Here is a 20,261-nt window from a genome sequence, read left to right on the forward strand (position 1 = left end):
TACGGCTTTCCTGCCGCGTTCTCACGGCAATCCATTTTGGAACGTCACCTCTGTTGCCAGGCCAATAGCACTCATGCGGATAGCTACCGAACGGCTGTTCGATTTAACACCTGGTTTATCGCAGTGAGTGCCCTTTTCTAAGAAATAAATGTAAAATTTTTGGTTGCGGTCGGCAATTTGATTGATATCGGGCCGACCCAGTAATTCGCCCAGTGTATTGGCTGATTTACCCTTGAGATTTTGCACTTCGGCTTTGAAAGCCGGTACTAGTGTCGCCCGAATCCCGTTACAGCCACCCCGGTCACTGCGCCATTTTTTAACATCAAGCTTTCCAAAACGATCTGGAGCTGGTTCACAATTCGTTAGTCCAGCCAACAGGCAAAGTAATACTAGCTTTTGCCCTGAACGTTTGTTCACCAGTGTAGCAATCGATAGCTTATTGTTCATTGTAGAGTACCTGTAACAGCGTTTGGCCAACGGCTTTTAACGTAGCCCGATCTATATTGCTCATATTATCTTCCGCCGTATGCCAGGCTGGAAAAAAACCTCCGGTACCAACGTTGGTGTGAATGATGTCGATCATCGGAATCTTTGCTATTGTGTTCGGTGCCAAATGGTCATCGGTGATCTGAGTACCAGATGCATCAACAAAATATTGACTATAGCCCGCTCGGCTGGCCGTTTGCCAAACGTTATTGACAACCGTAGGCGCAAACTGCATAGATAGCCCCTCTTTGGTAAACGTTGCTCCTTTGGCTCCTACCATGTCGAGCAGAATACCATAATAGGCCGAATAACCCGGCTTGTGTAGATTTTTAGACCAGTAGCGCGATCCTAAACAAAAGCCAATGTAATCGTACTGATTACCGGTCGCTTTTTCAAAATCGTTAGCTGCCTTCTCACCATTGCCCCAATCTTCTGCGTCGAAGAAGATAATGTCGATGCCTACGGTTGGTTTTTGCTGGCTTTGCTGAATGGTACGGGCCAGTTCGAGCAGAACGCCTACGCCACTAGCGCCATCATTAGCCGCTAGGACAGGCTTCGTTTTATCGGCCGCGTCAGCGTCGTTGTCAGCATGGGGCCGTGAGTCCCAATGTGAGGCCAGCAGAATGCGCTTACTCGCTTTAGGGTTGATGCTTCCGATGATGTTGCGGGCGTTTAGTTTCTTACCATCCCAGGTAGTGGCTACAAAGTTTTGCTCAGTAACCTCACAACCAAACTGTTTTAGCTTAGCGGCTAGGTAGTTACCAGCATCAACGTGAGCGGGTGTATTGGGTACTCGTGGCCCGAACTTAACTTGCTGATCGATGTAATTGTAAGCTGAATCCGCATTAAAAGCCGGAGCAGACGCCATGGGTGCTGACTGCTCCGTTGTTTGTGTGGTTGTCGAGTCGCTTTGCTTGGTTTTACAAGAGCTGACAAGCGCGAAAGTGATAGCGAGAGAATAGATGACGGCTTTTGTCATTAGGTCAAAATTAGGACTGTTTACTAAGGTGTTTTCATGAAAAATGATCTACCACAGCAAACAGTAATTACTCTTCATAGGCCCAGTCAATTTGGTGTTTCATGTCTTTAATCGACAGCCCCTGTGCCTTGAAATACGAACGAATCTGGTCTACTTTATCGTACTGGCGCTGTTCTTTGTATTCGCGATAAAGCGTTAGTAGACCTTCCAAAACAGGTTGGTTAGTAGCCCCCTCCTCTTTCAGACCGAGCACTTGCTCCATGAAAGCAACGAACGACGTTTTCAAAAGTTTGAAAACTTCTTCGCCCAACGCAGCCGACGATAGCTGATTGAGGTAGATCATGTTAACATACTTCAACAGCGTAAATAGTTGCGCAATGGCAACTGCCGTGTTCAAGTCGTCGTTCATGGCTTCGTAGAACTGCTGAACAGCCTGCCGGATATCCTGTTGCTTTTCCTCGTCCAGTACGTTCTTTTCACCCGGCTGATATGTCAACGTTTTGATAACGCGCAGACCATTAGCCAAACGCCGATAGCCTTTCTGGGCAGCCTTAAGCGCGTCATTCGAGAAATCAAGCGTACTACGGTAATGCGATTGAAGCATGAAAAACCGTACTGTCATAGGGCTGAATGCCTGTTCGAGCAGGTAATGGTTACCCGCAAACAACTCGGCAGGTAAGAACGAATTGCCCAGTGACTTTGACATTTTCTGGCCGTTAACGGTTAGCATATTTGAGTGCATCCAGTAACGGACAGGGTCGTGACCGGTTAGGCCATCACCTTGCGCAATTTCACATTCATGGTGCGGAAACTTAAGGTCCATACCACCCCCGTGAATATCAAACTGCTTACCCAAATATTTAGTACTCATGCAAGTGCATTCGAGGTGCCAGCCGGGAAATCCCTCGCCCCAGGGCGAATTCCAACGCATGAGGTGCTCGGGCGCGGCTCGTTTCCAAATGGCAAAGTCGAGAGGGTTGCGCTTCTCAGATTGGCCGTCTAGCTCACGAGTTTCGTTTAGAAGATCGTCTAGGATACGCCCTGAAAGTTTGCCGTAATTGCCGCCCCGCTTGTTATATGTCTCAATATCAAAGTAGACGGAGCCGTTCGATTCGTAAGCTAAGCCATTACCCAGCAGCTTTTCGACCGCTTCAATCTGCTCAACCATGTGGCCGGTTGCCGTTGGTTCAATGCTCGGCGGAATGGCGTTGAACTGAGCCATCACCGTATGGAAGTCGTTCGTAAAGCGCTGAACGATCTCCATAGGTTCAACTTTCTCCAGCTTGGCCATGCGCCCAATCTTGTCCTCACCCTCGTCGCCGTCGCCCACCAGATGGCCAACGTCAGTCAGGTTGCGAACGTAACGGACTTTGTAGCCAATAAATGTTAGGTAACGATAGAGTGTGTCAAACGTCAGAAAGGTACGGACGTTGCCTAAGTGAACGTAATTATAAACAGTTGGGCCACAGACATACATACCAACGTAAGGTGGGTTGAGCGGCTCAAACAGTTCTTTTTTGCGGGAAAGCGTATTGTATAAGTGAAGTGGCTGCATCCTCGATTTGTCATTCCGACGAAGGAGGAATCTTCGATGATTTAAAGTAGTAGTATTCTGAAACCATTAATCCGAGAAGATTCCTCCTTCGTCGGAATGACAAAATAGGGTTTCAATCTAAGGGCGAAGTTACGGATTGTTGGGCGGAAAATGGTGCGTATCGAAGAAGGCTGGTGGTCAAAACTTTGGCAAAGTGCTGGTTAGAAACGGTGGCCAGGCCAGATTTGGCTATATTCGCACCCAATTTATGATTATCGCCGAATGCAGGTAGTTGAGGTTGGCCTAAATGCCAAATACCAGAAAGAATTTATTGAATTTCCCGTGCGGCTTTACCGCGCCGACCCGTGCTGGATTCGGCCGTTGGATGCGGATGTAGAAGAGGTATTTGACCCAGCCCGAAATAAGCGGTTTGAGCACGGCGAGTGTGTTCGGTATTTGCTTTTAAGCGAAAAAAATGAAACCATTGGGCGCATAGCCGCTTTCGTTGATTACGAAATAGCAAATCTCGACAACGACCAACCAACCGGAGGAGTCGGTTTCTTTGAGTGTATTAACGATCAGGCGGCTGCCTTTCAACTCTTCGATGCTGGTAAAGCCTGGCTTCAAGGCCGGGGTATGGAAGCGATGGACGGCCCCGTTAACTTTGGTGACCGCGACCGCTGGTGGGGATTATTGGTGGACGGATTTCAACGGGAGCCAAACTACTGCATGCCCTATACGAAACCCTATTACATTCCTTTCTTCGAGAACTACGGCTTCAAAGATTATTTTAAACAGTTTACGTTCGGTATTCCAACAACCTGGGCCAAACTAACAGAGATGTCGCAGGCCGTAAAAGACCGCGCTCAACGTATCTATGAAAACCCAGAATATAGCTTCCGAACAATCGACAAAAAGCAGCTCCCGGCAGCGGCCGAGCAGTTTCGGCATATCTACAATGCAGCCTGGGGTGGCCATAGTGGCGTTAAGGAGATGTCGGCCGGTCAGGCGCAGCTGCTCATGCAAAAGCTAAAGCCGGTTATCGACGAAAAAATCATCTACTTCGCTTACCATCAGAATGAACCGGTGGCCTTCTTCGTTTGCTTACCCGAATTAAACCAGATTTTCAAGCATGTCAACGGTAAGCTTGACTTGCTTGGCAAGTTGAAATTTCTGTGGCACGTCATCCGTAAAACGAATCATAAAGCCTTTGGTGTCGTGTTTGGCGTAGCGCCGGCGCATCAGGGAAAAGGCCTGGAAGCGGCCATTGCCCTACGAATGCCTCATGAAGCGGAACATAACCCAAACTTCCAGTACGATGAACTGGAGATGAACTGGGTGGGGGATTTTAACCCAATCATGGTACGGTTTGTGAGCCAGCTCGGGTCGACTATTGTCAAGACCCATGTTACGTACCGCAAACTTTTTGACGAAACCAAACCATTTAAACGCTGCCCGGTAATCGGGCGGAAGAAATAAAGGCCTACAGTTCGGTATTCTGAAATTCACCATAGACCGAATCCTGTAGACCGTAAACTGAAAAACGATGAGTCTATTAACCGTTGGTTCCGTCGCGTTCGACGCCTTAGAAACCCCGTTCGGCAAGACCGACAAAATCATTGGTGGAGCTGCCACCTACATTACACTTTCAGCGTCGTACTTCACCAAAGAAAACAACCTGGTTGCGGTTGTGGGCGACGACTTTCCGCAAAGCATGATTGATGACCTCAACCAGCACGGCGTCAACACGGAAGGACTACAGGTTCGGGTAGGGGAGAAAACGTTCTTCTGGTCGGGTAAGTACCATAATGACATGAATACGCGCGATACGGTCGAGGTCCAACTGAACGTAATGGAAAACTTTGACCCGATCATTCCGGAAGCTTACCAGGATTGCCAGTACCTGATGCTGGGGAACACGGCTCCGGCTATTCAGCGGATAGTGGTTGAGCGATTGAATAATCGCCCCAAACTCATCGTGCTCGATACGATGAACCTGTGGATCGAAATCGCTAACCCCGACCTGATGACATTACTCCCCATGGTAGATGTGTTGGTCGTAAATGATGAAGAAGCTCGGCAGTTAACCCGCGAATATGCATTAGTGAAGGCAGCTGCTAAGATTCGCGAGATGGGGCCTAAAACGGTTATCATTAAGAAAGGCGAACACGGCGCTTTACTTTTCCAAGACAATCGCATCTTCTCGGCTCCGGCTCTGCCCCTAGCCGAAGTGTTTGATCCGACTGGAGCGGGCGATACGTTTGCGGGCGGCTTTATTGGCCACCTGGCGAAAACCGACGATATTTCATTCGACAACATGAAACGAGCCATCATTTACGGCTCAGCGATGGCGTCGTTCTGTGTCGAGAAGTTTGGTGCCGAGCGCATCATGAACTTAACACAGGAAGAGATTAACAAGCGGGTGAGCGAATTCGTTAATCTGTCAGCGTTCGGACTAGAATAGTAAACCAGTTAGTTATCATTTTATTACGGGAGCTATCATGTATATAATGAAATGGTGGTTCCCGTTTCATTTTTACAACAACTGCCTTTACGCTATTTTCGGGCCATACATTATTCCCCCGAAAACCTATGTCAAGATTCATTAACCAAGTTGCTTTTATTACCGGAGCAGGGTCAGGTATTGGCCGGGCTACGGCGCTGGCTTTTGCCGAACAGGGAGCGCAAGTTGTTGTAGCTGAAGTTAATGAGTTGAGTGGTCGACAAACGGTTGAACTAGTTGAACAAGCAGGGGGTCAAGCTCTTTTTGTTGCCTGTAACGTTGCTAGTCCTGTAGAAATTGAAGCCGCTGTTCACCAAACAATTCTGGCTTATGGACGTCTGGATATTGGTGTTAATAATGCTGGTATTGGTGGAAAGTTTGCTCGGTTAACCGACCAGACGCAAGCCGATTTCGACCAGATTATGGCGATCAACGTCGGGGGCGTGTTTTATGGAATGCAAGCCCAGATCCGCCAAATGATAAAGCAGAGTGGGGGCAAGATCGTCAATGTATCGAGCATTGCAGGCATTCGAGGAATGGCCATGGGAGGGCCGTACAGCGCGTCGAAGCACGCAGTAATCGGATTGACCAAGACTGCAGCCCTGGAATACGTCCGTAAAAACATCCGCGTTAATGCTGTTTGCCCAGTTTACACCCACTCAACTATGGTCGACGAACTGATTAGCGTAGCCCCAAACTTAGAAGATCGAATGCGTAAAGTGATCCCTATTGGTCGCTTTGGCGAACCACAGGATATTGCCCAGGCTATTTTATGGCTTTGTTCGAACGAAAACGAGTTTTGTACCGGACAGGCCATTCAGATGGATGGCGGCCTAACGGCGGGATAACGTTATCAATTAAAAAAACACCCGAGCGCAGTCTGATTATGACCTACGCTCGGGTGCTCAAGTAAAGAATTGGCTAATCCTCAATTATAACTTCAGCGTCGGGTGCGTTCTTTTTAACGGACTCGATGCCATTGTCTCGGCCGCTCTCACTTTCGTATGATTCGCTGGTACCGATTACTTGTCCGTTACCTGCTTTGAGGTTAAAACGAAACTTACCGGACTCGGTTGTTCTACGTTCGTAACGACTATCATCGGGTGCATTTTTCTTGACCGACTCAACTCCATTTTCGCAGGCGCTTCTGGTTGAGTAACCTTCGCTGCTTAAAATGATTTGGCCATTGCTGGCTTTTAAATTGAATTGAAACTCGCCATTCTTTCGGGTGTTAATGACAAACTTTCCCATATTATGTAGTATAGATTGGTTGGGCGATTGGAGTAGTGACACGTAGACTAAAGCTACAATTTCCAATTTTCTAACCACTTGTCTTCTTTTGCCCGCATTTGCGTTACTTCTTCATCAGTTTTATCGCCGTAACCGCAGAGGTGCAGCAGACCGTGAGCCAGTACCCGACGCATTTCCTGTTCGGCGGAGGCTCCCATTTGGCGTGCGTTGTCGGCCACACGCTCAACGCTGATAAAAATATCGCCCTCTATTTTGCCTTCGTCTTCGCTCTGATCGAACGTAATAATATCCGTGTAATAGTCGTGCTGGAGGTAGTCACGGTTCACTTGCAAGACGTACTGGTCCGAACAAAAGATGTAGTTTAAATCACCTACGGCATAACCTTCGCCTTCAGCCTGCTGTTTAAGCCACTGGCGGGTTGCCTGTTTTTGAGGAAGTTTGTACGTAACGTCTTCGTTAAAAAAACGAATCATTGGCTTTTCTTTTATTAACAAAGATACGCCTTGTTGGCCCGCCAAACATTGGTAGCTCAATCACTTATTCTATATGAAAGCCATTTTGCTTGCAGAAACGCACCAGCCACTTCAACACATCGACGCCCCAATACCTGTTCCTGGGCCGGGCGAGGTACTTGTAAACTTGCGGGCAGCTGCGCTTAATCATCGGGACGTATTCGTCCAAAAAGGATTATATCCCGGCATCAAATTACCAGTCATCTTAGGGTCTGACGGCGCAGGTGTGGTGACAGAAGTTGGCCCAGGTGTCGATCCGGTTTGGATCGGACGGGAGGTCGTTATCAACTGTTCGTTGAACTGGGGGCCCAACCCCAAGTTTTACGGCGCTGACTTTCGAATATTAGGAATGCCCGACAACGGCACCTTCGCGGAGTACGTAGCGATTCATGTAAAATACCTCCATAACAAGGCCTCTCATCTCTCGTTCGAGCAGGCGGCTGCTCTGCCGTTAGCGGGCGTAACGGCCTGGCGAGCGCTTATGTCACGAGCTGGTTTGCATGCCGCAGATAGTAATGTTCGCGAAAAAGTGTTGATTACGGGCATCGGCGGAGGAGCGGCTTTATTTGCTCTACAGTTTGCCGTAGGCGCCGGGGCCGAGGTCTGGGTGACATCTGGCTCGGAAGAAAAATTAGAAAAAGCGAAAGCACTAGGCGCTACAGGTGGCGTTAATTACCGGGAGCCAGACTGGGTTAAAACGCTGATGGTTCAAACCGGGGGAGGAAGAGCTGGCTATTTCGATGTCATTATTGACAGCGCTGGTGGACCTGGGTTTGCCAAGCTTATTGATGCCGTGGCACCCGGTGGTCGTATTGCCATTTTCGGCGGCACAACCGGTAATCTGACAGACATCGCTCCATCGAAAGTATTCTTTAAACAGCTCAACATCTTTGGTTCAACCATGGGGACGGAACGCGAATTTGCGGATATGATCGGTTTTGTAAAAGAGAAACAACTTGTGCCTGTGATTGATGCAATATTTCTGTTGGCTGAAGCCGAACAAGCATTTCAGAGGATGAATGAAGGCAAACAGTTTGGTAAGATTGTCTTGAAAATCGATGAGCAACAAAATGTTTAGGATAAAGTTTTCTGTATCTTAGTACCATTCCCTCATTTTTTGTTGGAATAATCACAATGTCTAATAGTTATCCACAGCCCGGCTGTGGATAACTATTGCTTTATTCACATTTCTGAATTATGAGCTTGATAATTGGCTCTTGTTAAATTAGGTCGTTTTACCTTTGTAATTATGCCTGATTTGACAAGAGCTATATATACAACTTTGTCTGAACGACTGAAAGCTCATCAGCAAGCGGGTCTTCTACGTCAACTCAAAGCGACGGGTGATCTAGTTGATTTTTGTTCCAACGACTACCTTGGTTTCGCGCGTTCGATAGAGCTTAAAACTCTTATTCAACAAGCCGATACTAGTTACGAGGTTGGTCGTACGGGAGCAACAGGCTCAAGACTCTTAGCTGGTCAGATGACGCTGGCCGATGACGTTGAGCAAGAATTAGCTGTATTTTATCAAACCGAAGCCGCGCTGATTTTTAACTCGGGCTATGATGCTAATCTTGGTCTTTTAGCCTGTTTGCCTAAAGCAGGTGATACGCTGCTAACCGATGAGTTGATTCACGCGAGTATGATCGATGGCGCGCGACTTAGCTATGCGACCCGCCAGCGCTTTCGTCATAACGACCTGGATGATCTAGAAGATAAACTTCGACAAGCAAGCGGACAGGTGTTTGTGGCTGTCGAATCGGTTTATTCGATGGATGGGGATATAGCTCCGTTACGTGAAATGGCTGACTTGTGCGATCGCTACGGGGCAGCATTGTTAGTGGATGAAGCCCACGCTACCGGAGTTTATGGCCCTACTGGCGAAGGATTAGTAGTTGAACTGGGCCTCCAAGAGCGTGTTTTCGCACGCTTACATACATTTGGCAAAGCAGTAGGCGTTCATGGTGCCGCCATCGTCGGCCCTGCTCTATTACGTAATTATCTTATTAATTTTGCCCGGCCGTTTATTTACACCACCGCGCTACCACCTCATAGCTTTCTCGCTATCTGTTGCGCTCACCAGCAGTTGCGGAGCCAGGTACATGCTAAGAACCAACTGCACGAGCGGCTTACTTACTTCAAGTACTTGGTTAAAGATAAGCTGGCTGGAACCACCTGGACAAATAGCCAGTCACCCATTCAATGTTTGATTATGCCGGGTAATGATTCTGCACGTTACGTAGCTGCTGAAGCGCAGTGTGCTGGGTTCGACGTTCGGGCCATTTTGAGCCCAACAGTGCCAGTAGGGCAGGAGCGATTGCGCATTTGTGTACACGCCTTTAATACAACCCAGGAAATAACGGAGCTAATAACCCTATTGCAAACAGCATTGGTTAACGAACCAAGTTTATGAGTGTAGTCGCATTACTTAAGCAGTTTATCGTTGCCGGAATCGGTACAGAAATCGGTAAAACTATAGCCTCGGCTGTGTTAGTTGAAGCCTTACAGGCCGATTATTGGAAACCTGTTCAATCGGGAGCTTTGGAAGATTCTGACACAGAAACGGTACGTCGATTGATTAGTAATCACAAGTCCCGGTTTCATCTGGAAGCGTATCGCTTAACGCAGCCTTTGTCGCCCCATGCAGCTGCTGAAATAGACGGTGTTACGATTGAGTTAGAGAAACTTGTGTTACCTCAAACCGACAACGCGCTGGTTGTTGAGTTGGCTGGTGGACTTATGGTGCCGCTTAATGATGAAGATCTTAACATTGATCTGGTTCAACGGCTAGACTTGCCGGTTGTCTTAGTATCGAGAAATTACTTGGGCAGCATCAATCATACCTTGTTATCGGTAGAAGCCTGCCGTAGTCGTAACATTCCGCTTTTGGGTATCCTTTTCAATGGGCCAACTGTACCAGCATCAGAACGGGTTATTCTGAATTACACTGGCTTGCCCTGCATCGGTCGGATTGGACAAGAGAATAAGATCGACCGGGAAACAGTTCAACGTTATGCTGACTTACTGCGGCTCCAAACAATGTGAAAACGCCCGTCGGGAGAGACAATTCGCACTAATGTAGTTACCAATTTTTGATGAAGTCATTGAACCGTTCCAGCAAAAATGTTGCTTTCGGCCCAACGTGACCGTCACCAATGGTTAGCTCGCCAATCTGCGTAATTGGTAAAACTTTCTTAGTTGAACTGGTTGTAAAGGCTTCGTCGGCATCATAAAGTTCGGAAAGCAATACGGGCCGTTCCTCAACCTTGAAATCGGTCTGGGCTAACTGAATTACCGTCCGGCGGGTAATGCCCCTAAGAACATGGCGATCAGGCGTAATAAGCCGCTCACCCTTTACGATAAAGAAATTACTGCGGCTGAGTTCACTGATTTCACCGCCTTTTTGATACAATAAATCTGAAGCTCTGGCGGCCCGAATGGCTTCTGCCATTAAAATCACCCGTTTATAATCGGTGCTTTTCACTTCGGCCATTTCCCGAACGTAGTCGTCAAGAATAACCTTAATGCCCTGCTCGTATTGGATCGAAGGAACGGGGTGGATGTCTTCCGTCAGGATAAGCAAGTTCGGACGCTCGATGCTAATGCTATCAGCCGAGTAGCCACCGGTCATCACGAAGCGAAAAGCTACATCAACGCTACCGCTGCGCTCAATCAGGTCCATCAACACGGCGTACGTTTCTTCTTTACCAATCAGCAGTGGCAGGTGCATCCGAGTCGCTGAATTCTGAAACCGCTCCCAATACCAGTCCCATTGGAATGGTCGACCGTTGTAGGTCAGGAAGTAATCAAATAGCCCATAACCGCGTAGTAAACCAAGGTCTGTTACGCCGACAGCCAACTGATCGGTAGGGGCGATGGTGCCGTTGAAATAGCCGTAATGCATGAGAAATGCGTTATTTTTACCAGGAACAAAGGTACAGCAAATGAGCATAACACCTCGGGCATCCCCACGGAATTCGCCGACGTCGCGTAAGATACCCACTTCGTTAATCTATGAAGAAATCGACGGTGTGCCTTATTATTATCAGGGGTATCGAACGGTGTTGGCGCGACAAAAAACCAAAGAAGATATAATTGGGGCCAGTGCGTTGCAGTCTGCGGTGGTTTCACTGCTCATTCACATTTGTATAAACACTTGCCATTTGACGACTATCTGATTGCCACTAATGAGCCGGGTCTTCACATTGCCTCAGGCAACAAGCTATCGAACGATATAGTTGTATTTGACCAGGCTTCTTTGCCGACGCCACTGGATGATAAATATTTTTCATTCCGCCACGTGTAGTGATTGAAGTAGACGTAAAGATCGACCTTCCGGCTAACGTCAGCGGAACCGAGTATGTGTATGATAAAACACAAAAGTTGCTTGACTTTGGCGTCGCTAAGGTCATTTGGATACTCACCAAAACCCGCCGAACGCTCATTGCTCAGCCTAATGAGCGGTGGATTTTTACAGATTGGGACGATACCGTCGAGGTTTTGCCCAGCTGTAGGTTTGAGCTGAACCCGTTATTACGGTCGAAAGGAGTGATATTGTGACATTCAATTAATCCGATCGTATCTATGTTCGCTGACATGTTCATGCAGTTCGTCATGAATGACGAAAAAATAAGAAAAGTAGAGACCGAGCATTTTGGCGAAATTATAATGTTAGATGATGTTGAGCAGATATTGACTATAGCAAGCCTCTTAACGACCTTTGACGCTTCGCTTTTCTCGTTTGTAGGATGGCGAGGACAAGCTTCTCTTGATTGGCGTATTGATAGTAAAGCTGTCAGACGCTTAAAATCACAATTCCCTGCTGCATCAAGCTCGTTTGATAGTAATATGCCAACGTTCAATGGGCTTCTCAGTGATTACGAGGAAAAGCTATTACAAAGAGCAAGACAGAGAGGCCATGGTTATTATTACGGAAGAAACTTATATGATTTAGAGTTATTATCACTAGTACAACATTACGGAGGATCAACAAGATTATTAGATTTTAGCAAAAGCCTTTGGGTTTCTCTTTGGTTTGCATGCACAGATAAGGTAGATGAAGATGGATTGTTAGTGTGTTTAAATATCGATCGCTTAAGTTATAGCATGGCACATTTAAGAGAAGGACTAACATCTCTTAGCATCAAAGACATTATAAGTCACATACCTAACAACCCAATTGTTTTCGAACCACTTCACTTAATACCTCGCATGAGGAATTAGCATTCGTTTTTCCTTTTCGGAAATGCAGTGAACGAGCACTGGGGGTCTATTCCAGTTTATTCTGACAAAGACCTTACGTTTATAGGAATTTCATCAAGACTGAAAAAGAATTTGAATATGTTGTGGAAGCCGCTGTTTGGCTTTGATGAAACATACATATTTGATGATCTCGAAGGCTTCTCACAAAGCCATAACTCAGATAGGGAGATAGACATCAACTTCCAATTGTTTGGATAGTTGTGAGCTTCAATTCACAACTATCCAAACAATTACACCAGCTTCTTATACTTAATCCGGGTTGGCGTGGCGTCGGTGCCTAAGCGTTTGCGTCGGTTTTCTTCATACTCCGAGAAGTTGCCTTCAAACCAGTACACTTGTGAGTCGCCCTCAAATGCCAGAATGTGCGTAGCAATACGGTCCAGGAACCAGCGGTCGTGGCTGATCACAACGGCACAGCCTGCGAAATTCTCCAGCCCTTCTTCCAACGCCCGCAACGTATTCACGTCAAGGTCGTTCGTTGGCTCATCAAGCAACAGCAGATTCGCTCCCTCTTTGAGTGTCATTGCGAGGTGAACGCGGTTACGTTCACCGCCTGACAGTGTGCCGATTTTCTTTTCCTGATCGGCTCCGGCAAAATTGAAGCGGCTTACGTAGGCGCGAGCATTGGATTGCTTCCCGCCAATCGTGATCCACTCATTACCACCCGAAATGGTCTCGAACACGGTCTTGTTAGGATCTAGCCCATCGTGTTCCTGATCGACGTACGCTACCTTCACCGTCTCGCCGACATCAAACGTACCCGCGTCAGGCTTGTCGCGACCAGTGATAAGTTTAAAGAGTGTTGTTTTTCCGGCACCGTTCGGACCGATAATACCAACAATCCCACCTTGCGGTAACCGGAAACCCAGATGTTCAAACAGCAATCGGTCGCCAAACGCTTTTGCTACGTCTTCGGCTTCAATCACTTTGGCACCAAGCCGTGGGCCCGACGGAATGAATATCTCGAGTCGTTCTTCTTTCTGGCGGTTGTCTTCGTCCAGCAGCCGCTCGTAAGCACCCAGTCGCGCTTTTGACTTGGCTTGGCGGGCCTTAGGGGCCATACGTACCCACTCTAGTTCGCGCTGAAGGGTCTTCTGGCGCTTCGATTCTGTTTTTTCCTCTTTAGCCAGACGTTGCTGTTTCTGGTCGAGCCACGATGAGTAGTTACCTTTCCAGGGAATACCCTCGCCCCGGTCGAGTTCAAGAATCCAGCCTGCTACGTTGTCCAGGAAATAGCGGTCGTGCGTTACGGCGATTACCGTTCCGCTGTACTGCCGCAGGTGTTCTTCCAGCCACAGTACTGACTCCGCGTCGAGGTGGTTGGTTGGCTCGTCCAGCAACAATACGTCTGGTTGCTGAAGCAGCAGACGGCATAGAGCCACCCGACGTTTTTCGCCACCTGACAAGTTATCAATGATGGCCTCAGGGGGTGGGCAGCGGAGCGCATCCATTGCTCGTTCCAGCTTCTGGTCGAGTTCCCAGGCGTTATAATGATCTAGTTTCTCCTGAACCTCCCCTTGGCGTTCAATCAGTTTATCGAAGTCGGCATCGGGATCACCGAATGCTTCATTAATCTCGTCGAACTCTTTCAACAGGTTCACTACTTCCTGAACCCCCTCTTCAACTACCTCACGAACGGTCTTGCCCGCTTCAAATTGCGGCTCTTGTTCGAGCATGCCAACCGAGTAGCCCGGTGAGAAAACAACCTCGCCGGTATAGTTTTTATCAATACCGGCAATGATTCGTAACAAGGTAGACTTTCCTGAACCGTTAAGTCCCAAAACACCGATTTTGGCACCGTAAAAAAAGGAAAGGTATATGTTCTTTAGGATTTGTCGGTTAGGCGGAATATTTTTACTCACGCCGGCCATAGAGAAGATTATGGTTTCCTGACTCATTAAATTCTAATAGATTTGTGGTTGGTAATTACCTCGCTTCGGCGATCCGACCAAAATTAACCCACAGCGCAGCCTTAACCAAGAATAGTAATGGAAAACGCTTCACTGGTAGATGAATACGGTTACGTCAAAGACGGAAAGGTATTTTTGAAAGGCTACCTGAATTATGAAGATCGCCAGATTGGCGAAGTTAAACGCACCGAGCAGGAAGCGCTCGATTATTTCAGAAATCGCTTCATCATTGCCGAGAATAAAGTCAGCCAGCTAGAGAAAGATATTGCCGAAGCCCAAAACAAAGGATCGTATTTAACAAAGCTGGTTCAACTTCGAAAAAAGCTACTTGGCTTCGACGCGCTCGGCGACTTCCCGCCACTGCTCGAACGATTGGACGAGCAAGAAAAGTTATTGGCTGATTTAATAACGGTCAATCAGCTTAAAAATCTTGAAATCAAACGAGCCCTGATTGCCGAAGCTGAAGCTATTGTCGACAGTACAGATTGGCGGGCAACCGCCGACGCCTTACAGGAAATCAAGACGAAGTGGATTAAGACCGGCCCAGTTGATAAGTCGGTCGAAGCAGAAGTAGAAGGCCGCTTTCAGGAGTTGTTGGATGGCTTTTTCCAACGCCGGCGGGAGTTCTTCAATGAGCAGAATAAGGTCATTCAGGAGCGGCTCGATAAGTACGATGAGCTTATTAGGCTGGCCTTCCGGGCTAACCGCCTGGGAGATTTGGACGCGGCTTTCCAGGAAGTTCGTCGGCTTAACAACGCCTGGAAACAGGTGGGTGAGGTCCCGATTAAGAAAAGCGGTAAGCTTTACAAGCAGTTTAAGAAGGCCACGACAATGTTCTACGCAAAATATAATGATGCGAAGGGAATTGTTATCGTGCCAAAAATTGATCCGCGTGTTGAGGCCCAGATGAAAATGGCTGACGAAGCGGAGAAGCTTTCAAAGCAGTCTGACATTTTTGCAGCTGCCGAGCGTGCCAAGGTGTTGCTTAATAGTTGGAAAGAAATTCGGGTGCCGTTTAAGTTGCAGGATAAAGTTGTCAATGAACGCTTCCGGGCGGCCTGCGATAAGATATTCGAGCTTAGCTATTTAGGGCGTGTTCTGTCAAGAAAATATCCCGCCTTTGAACTGAAAAGCCAGGCTGAACAAATCCGGACGAAGATCCGGGAGATGGAATACCTCGTTAAGCGGGAGAAAAGCGATTTACAGTTTGCATTACAGGATGCTGACGGCCTTGACCCGAATAACGATGCCGATAAGCAAGTTCTGAATAAGATTAATACGCAGAAACGTAAGATTGCCATGAAAGAAACCATCTTGCGGGAATTTCAAAAGCAGCTAGAAACAGTCGGTTATTAATAGAAAGACAATTGTAAGGTTATAAATAACGAAACGTGCCCTGGTACATCACCGGGGCACGTTTCGTTATAAGCGTTTGTTTATCAAGTATGGAAACGATAGCCAATCAAACCGCCCCATTAACCGAAGCAGAGTTTCGGTCATTAATCCCGTTAAAAAAATTCGTTCGGCTCGATTATTTCACGGAGCTACGTGAATTTATTCGTACCGATGCTCTAACAAAGGCAATTAGCGAGAAAGATGGTGTCGACTATCTTGAACTAGCCACAGGCGAGCAGATTCCATTAGAGCGGGTTATCCGTATAGATGGTCATCTGTCGCCTAGGTATCCTGGCTATGACGATTACTCTTGTAGTTGTTAAGTACGACCGACTAGCCGCCTTGTTTAGATCATATCGAAACCGCAGTAAGGCACCAAAATGCTAGGAACGCGAATGCCTTCGGGCGTTTGGTTGTTCTCTAGGATGGAGGCCAGAATGCGTGGCAATGCTAGAGCTGAGCCGTTTAGGGTATGCAGTAGCTGCATTTTGCCCGGTCCGTCGCCACGGTCAATTTTGGAACGCAGTTTCAGCCGGTTGGCCTGATACGTTTCAAAGTTTGATACCGAGCTAACTTCCAGCCAACGCTGCTGAGCCGCCGACCATACTTCCATGTCGTAGGTAAGCGCTGACGTAAAGCCCATATCGCCCCCACAGAGTCGTAACACGCGGTAAGGAAGCTCTAGCTTTTGCAACAAGCTCTGCACATGCTGGCTCATTTCCTCCAGAGCCGCATAAGAATTTTCCGGTTTTTCGATGCGAACAATCTCGACTTTATCGAATTGGTGGAGACGATTCAAACCCCGGACGTGCGCTCCCCACGAGCCTGCTTCACGCCGAAAACAAGGGGTGTAGCCAACGTTCTTAACCGGCAACTGATTCTCGGGTAGAATCACGTCGCGGTAGAGATTGGTAATGGGCACCTCAGCCGTTGGAATCAGATACAACTTATCTTCCGTAATGTAGTACATCTGACCTTCTTTGTCAGGAAGCTGTCCTGTGCCAAAGCCAGAATCTTCATTGACTACAATCGGCGGCTGCACCTCCGTAAAACCCGCTTTTAGGGCTTCATCAAGGAAAAAGTTAATCATGGCGCGTTGAACACGAGCTCCTTTACCTTTGTAAACCGGAAAGCCAGCTCCTGAGATCTTGACGCCAAGCTTAAAGTCGATAATGTCGTACTGCTCAATCAGTTCCCAGTGCGGCTGCGCTCCGGCGTAAAGCGTCGGCTTTTCGCCGTGTTCCAGCACCACCTCGTTATCGTCGGCTGTCCGTCCTTCTGGAACGCTGCTATGCGGTATGTTCGGAATCGTAACGAGCACATCCTGTAACTGCTGTTCAACCGAACGCAAGGCTTCTTCGAGTTCACGAGAGCGATTTTTCAGATATGCCGTTTCGGCTTTAGCTGCTTCAGCCGCAGCTTTATCGCCCGATTTCATCAGGGCACCGATCTCTTTAGCCTTCGCATTAGACTGCGCCAAGACGTCGTCTAACTCTTTCTGTGTATCGCGTCGTTGCTGGTCAAGACTAAGCACTTGCTCAATAACGGCTTCGGCATCAGCAAAATGGCGCTTGCGCAGACCTGCCAGCGTAATGTCTTTGTTCTCTCGGATAAAGGGAAGTTGGAGCATTGATTTATGAGTTAATCAGACGTTTGATAACGTCGATAAATTCTTCAGTTTGTGGGACCAAGGGTAGTATATCGTCAGCGTTGAAGACCGCAAAATCTTCATAGTCGCTGTCCGTTCGATTTTCATAAAGTTTTGTATAAAGCTTCGACCACTTCATTTCAATACGACCAGACTTTATAATATGAAGTTCAAGCATTGCCTTAGCACCCGAATGTGATTTAACAGGAATATCTTCAGAAAGCAATAAAGCTGATACGGCATGAAAAGCACTGTAGTACATTCGATTTGCTGCACCTTCCCAGTGTTCGTCTCGAATCATTGACATAGCTTCAGCCCAAACCCGGTCAGATTTTTGTTGGCGAAAGGCTATTGTATCTTCTTTTGTCTTCATACACACCTACCATCCTCCTGAATGTTTCTGAATAGGTCTGTTACAGCTAAGCTCCGCCAGTAAATTTTGTTAAAAATTCGGGAACTGATAACTCGTTCAGCATTGAGCTCAAGGTCATTTAAGTGTTCCCAGACTTTGTATTTAAATTGACGGTCAACTATGTTATTAGTTAGCACTAAAAAATCCCAGTCCGAATCTTCTTTAGCATCCCCACGTGCTCTTGAGCCAAACAGCCATACTTCAGCCTGAGGATCAATCTCGAGGACAGATCGTTTAACCGCTTGTAAAAATTCTGCATCGGTCATGGTCCACGGGGGTTTTAGACCCACAGGGTTTAAAAACTCTATAGGTCTTGCCAAAAACTTACAACGAAAACAGCCCTTCGTTCAAAGCGTTTAAGGCATCGGCTTTATACCGGCTGTGCACCAACAAGGATAAGTTACTTTCGGTACCGCCATACGAAACCATACGAATTGGAATGTTCTTCATGGCATTGAAAACCCGCACGGCAACGCCTTCGTTGTCGGCGCTGAAGTTACCAACAATGCAGATAATTGTCTGATCAAAGTCAGGTTCTTCTAGTGTGCAGAACGCACTAAGCTCTTCTGAAATCTCTTTTATTTTCTCGGTGTTATCAATGGTAACCGATACAGATACCTCAGAAGTAGCCAGCATATCGACCGGTGTTTTGTACTTCTCGAATATCTCGAAGATCCGGCGCAGGAAGCCATAAGCGTTTAGCATACGGGTCGAGTGAATGTATAAAGCCGTGATGCCGTCCTTAGCTGCCACCGCTTTAAACACTTGGTCTGACGTGCGATCAGCAATTAGCGTACCTGGGGCCGCAGGGTCGATGGTATTTTTCAGACGTACCGGCACGCCAAACATGCGGGCAGGTGTAATGGTGGACGGGTGCAGAATTTTTGCTCCAAAATAGGCTAGCTCCGCTGCTTCGTCGAAGGTCAGCTCACGAACCGGGAACGTATTTTTCACGATACGAGGGTCGTTGTTGTGCATCCCGTCGATGTCCGTCCAGATTTGAATTTCTTCGGCGCGAATGGCACCACCGATCAGCGAAGCCGTATAATCAGAGCCGCCCCGCTTTAAATTGTCTACCTCACCCCGTGGGTTCCGACAAATGAAGCCTTGCGTTACGATAATCTGCCTGTCCTGATGTTGAGGAAGCATATCCGCTAGTCGCTGCTCAGTATACGAAATCTCTGGTTCGTTGTCGGCGTCAATGCGCATAAATTCCAACGCTGGTAACAATGTTGAAGCAACTCCTTCTTCAACTAGATAAGCCTGAAACAGCTGTGTACTTAGTAGTTCGCCTTCCGCTACTAATTCCTTTTCCTGCTTTAAGGTAAAAGGCTTAACACGCGTCAGCGACCGAATAAATGAAAATTCTTTATCAACGATCTGCTGACCAGCCGCTTTACCTTCTGCCGTTGAATAGAGGTCGCTAACGAAGTTATCGTAATGAGATTTTAGCGCATCAATTTTGGTGTTCGCGTCGGCATCATCATTTGCTTTAAGCGATTCGCCAATGGCAAGTAGCGCGTTAGTCGAGCCGGATAAGGCGGACAGAACGACGATTTTACGGGTATCGTCGCTAGTAATCAGATTTCGGATAGACTGCATACGCTCGGGTTTCCCAACCGACGTACCACCGAATTTCCAGACGTGCATTCTAATGATTGAAAGGGTGAATGAGTGAAAGAGCGAGCCAGGCGAAAGAAATTACTCTTTCACTCTTTTGCGCTTTCGCTCTTTATTTAAACTGATACGAATAAACTTGCTTTTGGAGGCCTAACATCTTGATAGCGGTGATGGCGGCCTCGTCGCCTTTGTTGCCGTGTTTACCACCGGCCCGATCGAGGGCCTGTTGCTGATCGTTAGGGGTTAAAACGCCGAAAATGATTGGCTTACCAGTTTTTAACCCCACATTGGTCAAGCCTTGCGCCACAGCATGGTTGATGTAATCGTTGTGTTTGGTTTCGCCCTGAATGACGCAACCGAGCGCAATGACGGCATCGATGTCATCGCGCTGAGCGAACCATTGTGCCCCGAGACTTAACTCGTAGCTACCTGGTACGTTACCACGAACAATATTTTCGGCTTTCGCACCATACTGGAGCAACGTCTGATAAGCGCCCGTAAATAATGCTTCGGTCACATCCGTGTTCCATTCCGAAACAAGAATGGCAAACCGGCGATAACTGATGTCGGGTAGCTCATCAGTTGAAAAGACGCTAAGGTTTTTTAAATCAGAGGCCATTGTCTGAATTGTATTCTGGTGGTACGGCAATCCGGCGACCACGTCCGGGAATGAAGAATCACTTTGACAAACACCCGGACGTGGCCGTCCAAGCTACAATAAAAAAGGACAAAACCAGTGTCGGTCTTGT

23 protein-coding genes are annotated in these 20,261 nt (G+C 47.5%); 11 read left to right on the forward strand and 12 right to left on the reverse strand.

The window, feature by feature from the left end; all coding sequences use genetic code 11:
- Positions 1-21 precede the first annotated feature (21 nt).
- The 3 genes from ACFSUS_RS23815 to cysS form a co-directional block, all read right to left on the reverse strand.
- The gene (locus tag ACFSUS_RS23815) at positions 22-447 is read right to left on the reverse strand and encodes a hypothetical protein (RefSeq protein WP_381526555.1); all 426 of its coding nucleotides are present in this window, start codon (positions 445-447) and stop codon (positions 22-24) included.
- A complete protein-coding gene (locus ACFSUS_RS23820; protein WP_381526557.1) occupies positions 437-1,465 on the reverse strand; it encodes a M28 family peptidase in 1,029 nt (342 codons plus the stop codon). Before ACFSUS_RS23820 ends, ACFSUS_RS23815 begins: the two co-directional genes overlap by 11 nt.
- 67 nt (positions 1,466-1,532) lie before the next feature.
- Positions 1,533-3,020: a cysteine--tRNA ligase gene (gene cysS / locus ACFSUS_RS23825; protein ID WP_381526559.1), complete on the reverse strand. Its 1,488-nt coding sequence runs from the start codon at positions 3,018-3,020 to the stop codon at positions 1,533-1,535.
- Between the two features lie 261 nt (positions 3,021-3,281).
- Between cysS and ACFSUS_RS23830 the strand changes: the two genes are divergently transcribed.
- The 3 genes from ACFSUS_RS23830 to ACFSUS_RS23840 all read left to right on the forward strand — a co-directional run bounded on the left by ACFSUS_RS23830 (position 3,282) and on the right by ACFSUS_RS23840 (position 6,350).
- On the forward strand, positions 3,282-4,478 hold the full coding sequence (locus ACFSUS_RS23830) for a hypothetical protein (RefSeq protein ID WP_381526561.1): 1,197 nt from the start codon (positions 3,282-3,284) through the stop codon (positions 4,476-4,478).
- Positions 4,479-4,545: 67 nt separating this feature from the next.
- On the forward strand, positions 4,546-5,463 hold the full coding sequence (locus ACFSUS_RS23835) for a PfkB family carbohydrate kinase (protein WP_381526563.1): 918 nt from the start codon (positions 4,546-4,548) through the stop codon (positions 5,461-5,463).
- Between the two features lie 128 nt (positions 5,464-5,591).
- A complete protein-coding gene (locus ACFSUS_RS23840) occupies positions 5,592-6,350 on the forward strand; it encodes an SDR family NAD(P)-dependent oxidoreductase (RefSeq protein ID WP_381526565.1) in 759 nt (252 codons plus the stop codon).
- Between the two features lie 73 nt (positions 6,351-6,423).
- Here the strand turns inward: ACFSUS_RS23840 and ACFSUS_RS23845 are convergent, their stop codons facing one another.
- Complete coding sequence (locus tag ACFSUS_RS23845; RefSeq protein ID WP_381526567.1) at positions 6,424-6,753, reverse strand: YegP family protein; 330 nt, start codon at positions 6,751-6,753, stop codon at positions 6,424-6,426.
- Positions 6,754-6,806: 53 nt separating this feature from the next.
- Positions 6,807-7,226 carry an rRNA maturation RNase YbeY gene (ybeY, locus tag ACFSUS_RS23850; RefSeq protein WP_381526569.1) on the reverse strand — a complete coding sequence of 140 codons (420 nt, stop codon included), beginning with the start codon at positions 7,224-7,226 and terminating at the stop codon, positions 6,807-6,809.
- Positions 7,227-7,299: 73 nt separating this feature from the next.
- Here ybeY and ACFSUS_RS23855 point away from each other — a divergent pair, with 73 nt between their 5' ends.
- The 3 genes from ACFSUS_RS23855 (at position 7,300) to bioD (ending at position 10,310) form a co-directional block, all read left to right on the forward strand.
- Positions 7,300-8,343, forward strand: a complete 1,044-nt coding sequence (locus tag ACFSUS_RS23855; protein WP_381526571.1) for a zinc-binding dehydrogenase — start codon at positions 7,300-7,302, stop codon at positions 8,341-8,343.
- Between the two features lie 171 nt (positions 8,344-8,514).
- Positions 8,515-9,678: an aminotransferase class I/II-fold pyridoxal phosphate-dependent enzyme gene (locus ACFSUS_RS23860; RefSeq protein WP_381526572.1), complete on the forward strand. Its 1,164-nt coding sequence runs from the start codon at positions 8,515-8,517 to the stop codon at positions 9,676-9,678.
- A complete protein-coding gene (gene bioD / locus ACFSUS_RS23865) occupies positions 9,675-10,310 on the forward strand; it encodes a dethiobiotin synthase (RefSeq protein ID WP_381526573.1) in 636 nt (211 codons plus the stop codon). The genes ACFSUS_RS23860 and bioD overlap by 4 nt, the downstream gene beginning before the upstream one ends.
- A gap of 37 nt (positions 10,311-10,347) precedes the next feature.
- Here bioD and ACFSUS_RS23870 read toward each other — a convergent pair whose 3' ends face one another.
- The gene (locus tag ACFSUS_RS23870; protein ID WP_381526575.1) at positions 10,348-11,169 is read right to left on the reverse strand and encodes an aminotransferase class IV; all 822 of its coding nucleotides are present in this window, start codon (positions 11,167-11,169) and stop codon (positions 10,348-10,350) included.
- Positions 11,170-11,209: 40 nt separating this feature from the next.
- Here ACFSUS_RS23870 and ACFSUS_RS23875 point away from each other — a divergent pair, with 40 nt between their 5' ends.
- The 3 genes from ACFSUS_RS23875 (at position 11,210) to ACFSUS_RS23885 (ending at position 12,488) form a co-directional block, all read left to right on the forward strand.
- Complete coding sequence (locus tag ACFSUS_RS23875; RefSeq protein WP_381526577.1) at positions 11,210-11,443, forward strand: hypothetical protein; 234 nt, start codon at positions 11,210-11,212, stop codon at positions 11,441-11,443.
- Positions 11,444-11,570: 127 nt separating this feature from the next.
- Positions 11,571-11,825: a hypothetical protein gene (locus ACFSUS_RS23880; protein WP_381526579.1), complete on the forward strand. Its 255-nt coding sequence runs from the start codon at positions 11,571-11,573 to the stop codon at positions 11,823-11,825.
- A 24-nt stretch (positions 11,826-11,849) separates the two neighbouring features.
- A complete protein-coding gene (locus tag ACFSUS_RS23885; RefSeq protein WP_381526581.1) occupies positions 11,850-12,488 on the forward strand; it encodes an FRG domain-containing protein in 639 nt (212 codons plus the stop codon).
- A gap of 269 nt (positions 12,489-12,757) precedes the next feature.
- Here the strand turns inward: ACFSUS_RS23885 and ettA are convergent, their stop codons facing one another.
- Positions 12,758-14,425: an energy-dependent translational throttle protein EttA gene (gene ettA, locus ACFSUS_RS23890; protein ID WP_381526582.1), complete on the reverse strand. Its 1,668-nt coding sequence runs from the start codon at positions 14,423-14,425 to the stop codon at positions 12,758-12,760.
- A gap of 90 nt (positions 14,426-14,515) precedes the next feature.
- On the opposite strand from ettA, the gene ACFSUS_RS23895 reads away from it, so the two are divergent.
- Both ACFSUS_RS23895 and ACFSUS_RS23900 read left to right on the forward strand, forming a co-directional pair.
- Entirely contained in the window at positions 14,516-15,793 is a 1,278-nt protein-coding gene (locus ACFSUS_RS23895) for a DUF349 domain-containing protein (protein ID WP_381526584.1), read from the forward strand.
- An 89-nt stretch (positions 15,794-15,882) separates the two neighbouring features.
- Complete coding sequence (locus tag ACFSUS_RS23900; RefSeq protein WP_381526587.1) at positions 15,883-16,155, forward strand: hypothetical protein; 273 nt, start codon at positions 15,883-15,885, stop codon at positions 16,153-16,155.
- A gap of 23 nt (positions 16,156-16,178) precedes the next feature.
- Here the strand turns inward: ACFSUS_RS23900 and serS are convergent, their stop codons facing one another.
- From serS to ribH, 5 genes are all read right to left on the reverse strand, one after another.
- Positions 16,179-17,462 carry a serine--tRNA ligase gene (gene serS / locus ACFSUS_RS23905; protein ID WP_381526589.1) on the reverse strand — a complete coding sequence of 428 codons (1,284 nt, stop codon included), beginning with the start codon at positions 17,460-17,462 and terminating at the stop codon, positions 16,179-16,181.
- Between the two features lie 4 nt (positions 17,463-17,466).
- On the reverse strand, positions 17,467-17,853 hold the full coding sequence (locus ACFSUS_RS23910; protein WP_381526591.1) for a HEPN domain-containing protein: 387 nt from the start codon (positions 17,851-17,853) through the stop codon (positions 17,467-17,469).
- Positions 17,850-18,158: a nucleotidyltransferase domain-containing protein gene (locus ACFSUS_RS23915; protein WP_381526593.1), complete on the reverse strand. Its 309-nt coding sequence runs from the start codon at positions 18,156-18,158 to the stop codon at positions 17,850-17,852. The genes ACFSUS_RS23910 and ACFSUS_RS23915 overlap by 4 nt, the downstream gene beginning before the upstream one ends.
- Before the next feature lie 58 nt (positions 18,159-18,216).
- Complete coding sequence (locus tag ACFSUS_RS23920) at positions 18,217-19,542, reverse strand: aspartate kinase (protein WP_381526595.1); 1,326 nt, start codon at positions 19,540-19,542, stop codon at positions 18,217-18,219.
- An 82-nt stretch (positions 19,543-19,624) separates the two neighbouring features.
- Positions 19,625-20,131, reverse strand: coding sequence for a 6,7-dimethyl-8-ribityllumazine synthase (ribH, locus tag ACFSUS_RS23925; protein ID WP_381526597.1), 507 nt, complete (start codon positions 20,129-20,131; stop codon positions 19,625-19,627).
- Positions 20,132-20,261 lie beyond the last annotated feature (130 nt).

The sequence above is a fragment of the Spirosoma soli genome (genome assembly GCF_042684525.1).
GTDB lineage: Bacteria > Bacteroidota > Bacteroidia > Cytophagales > Spirosomataceae > Spirosoma > Spirosoma soli.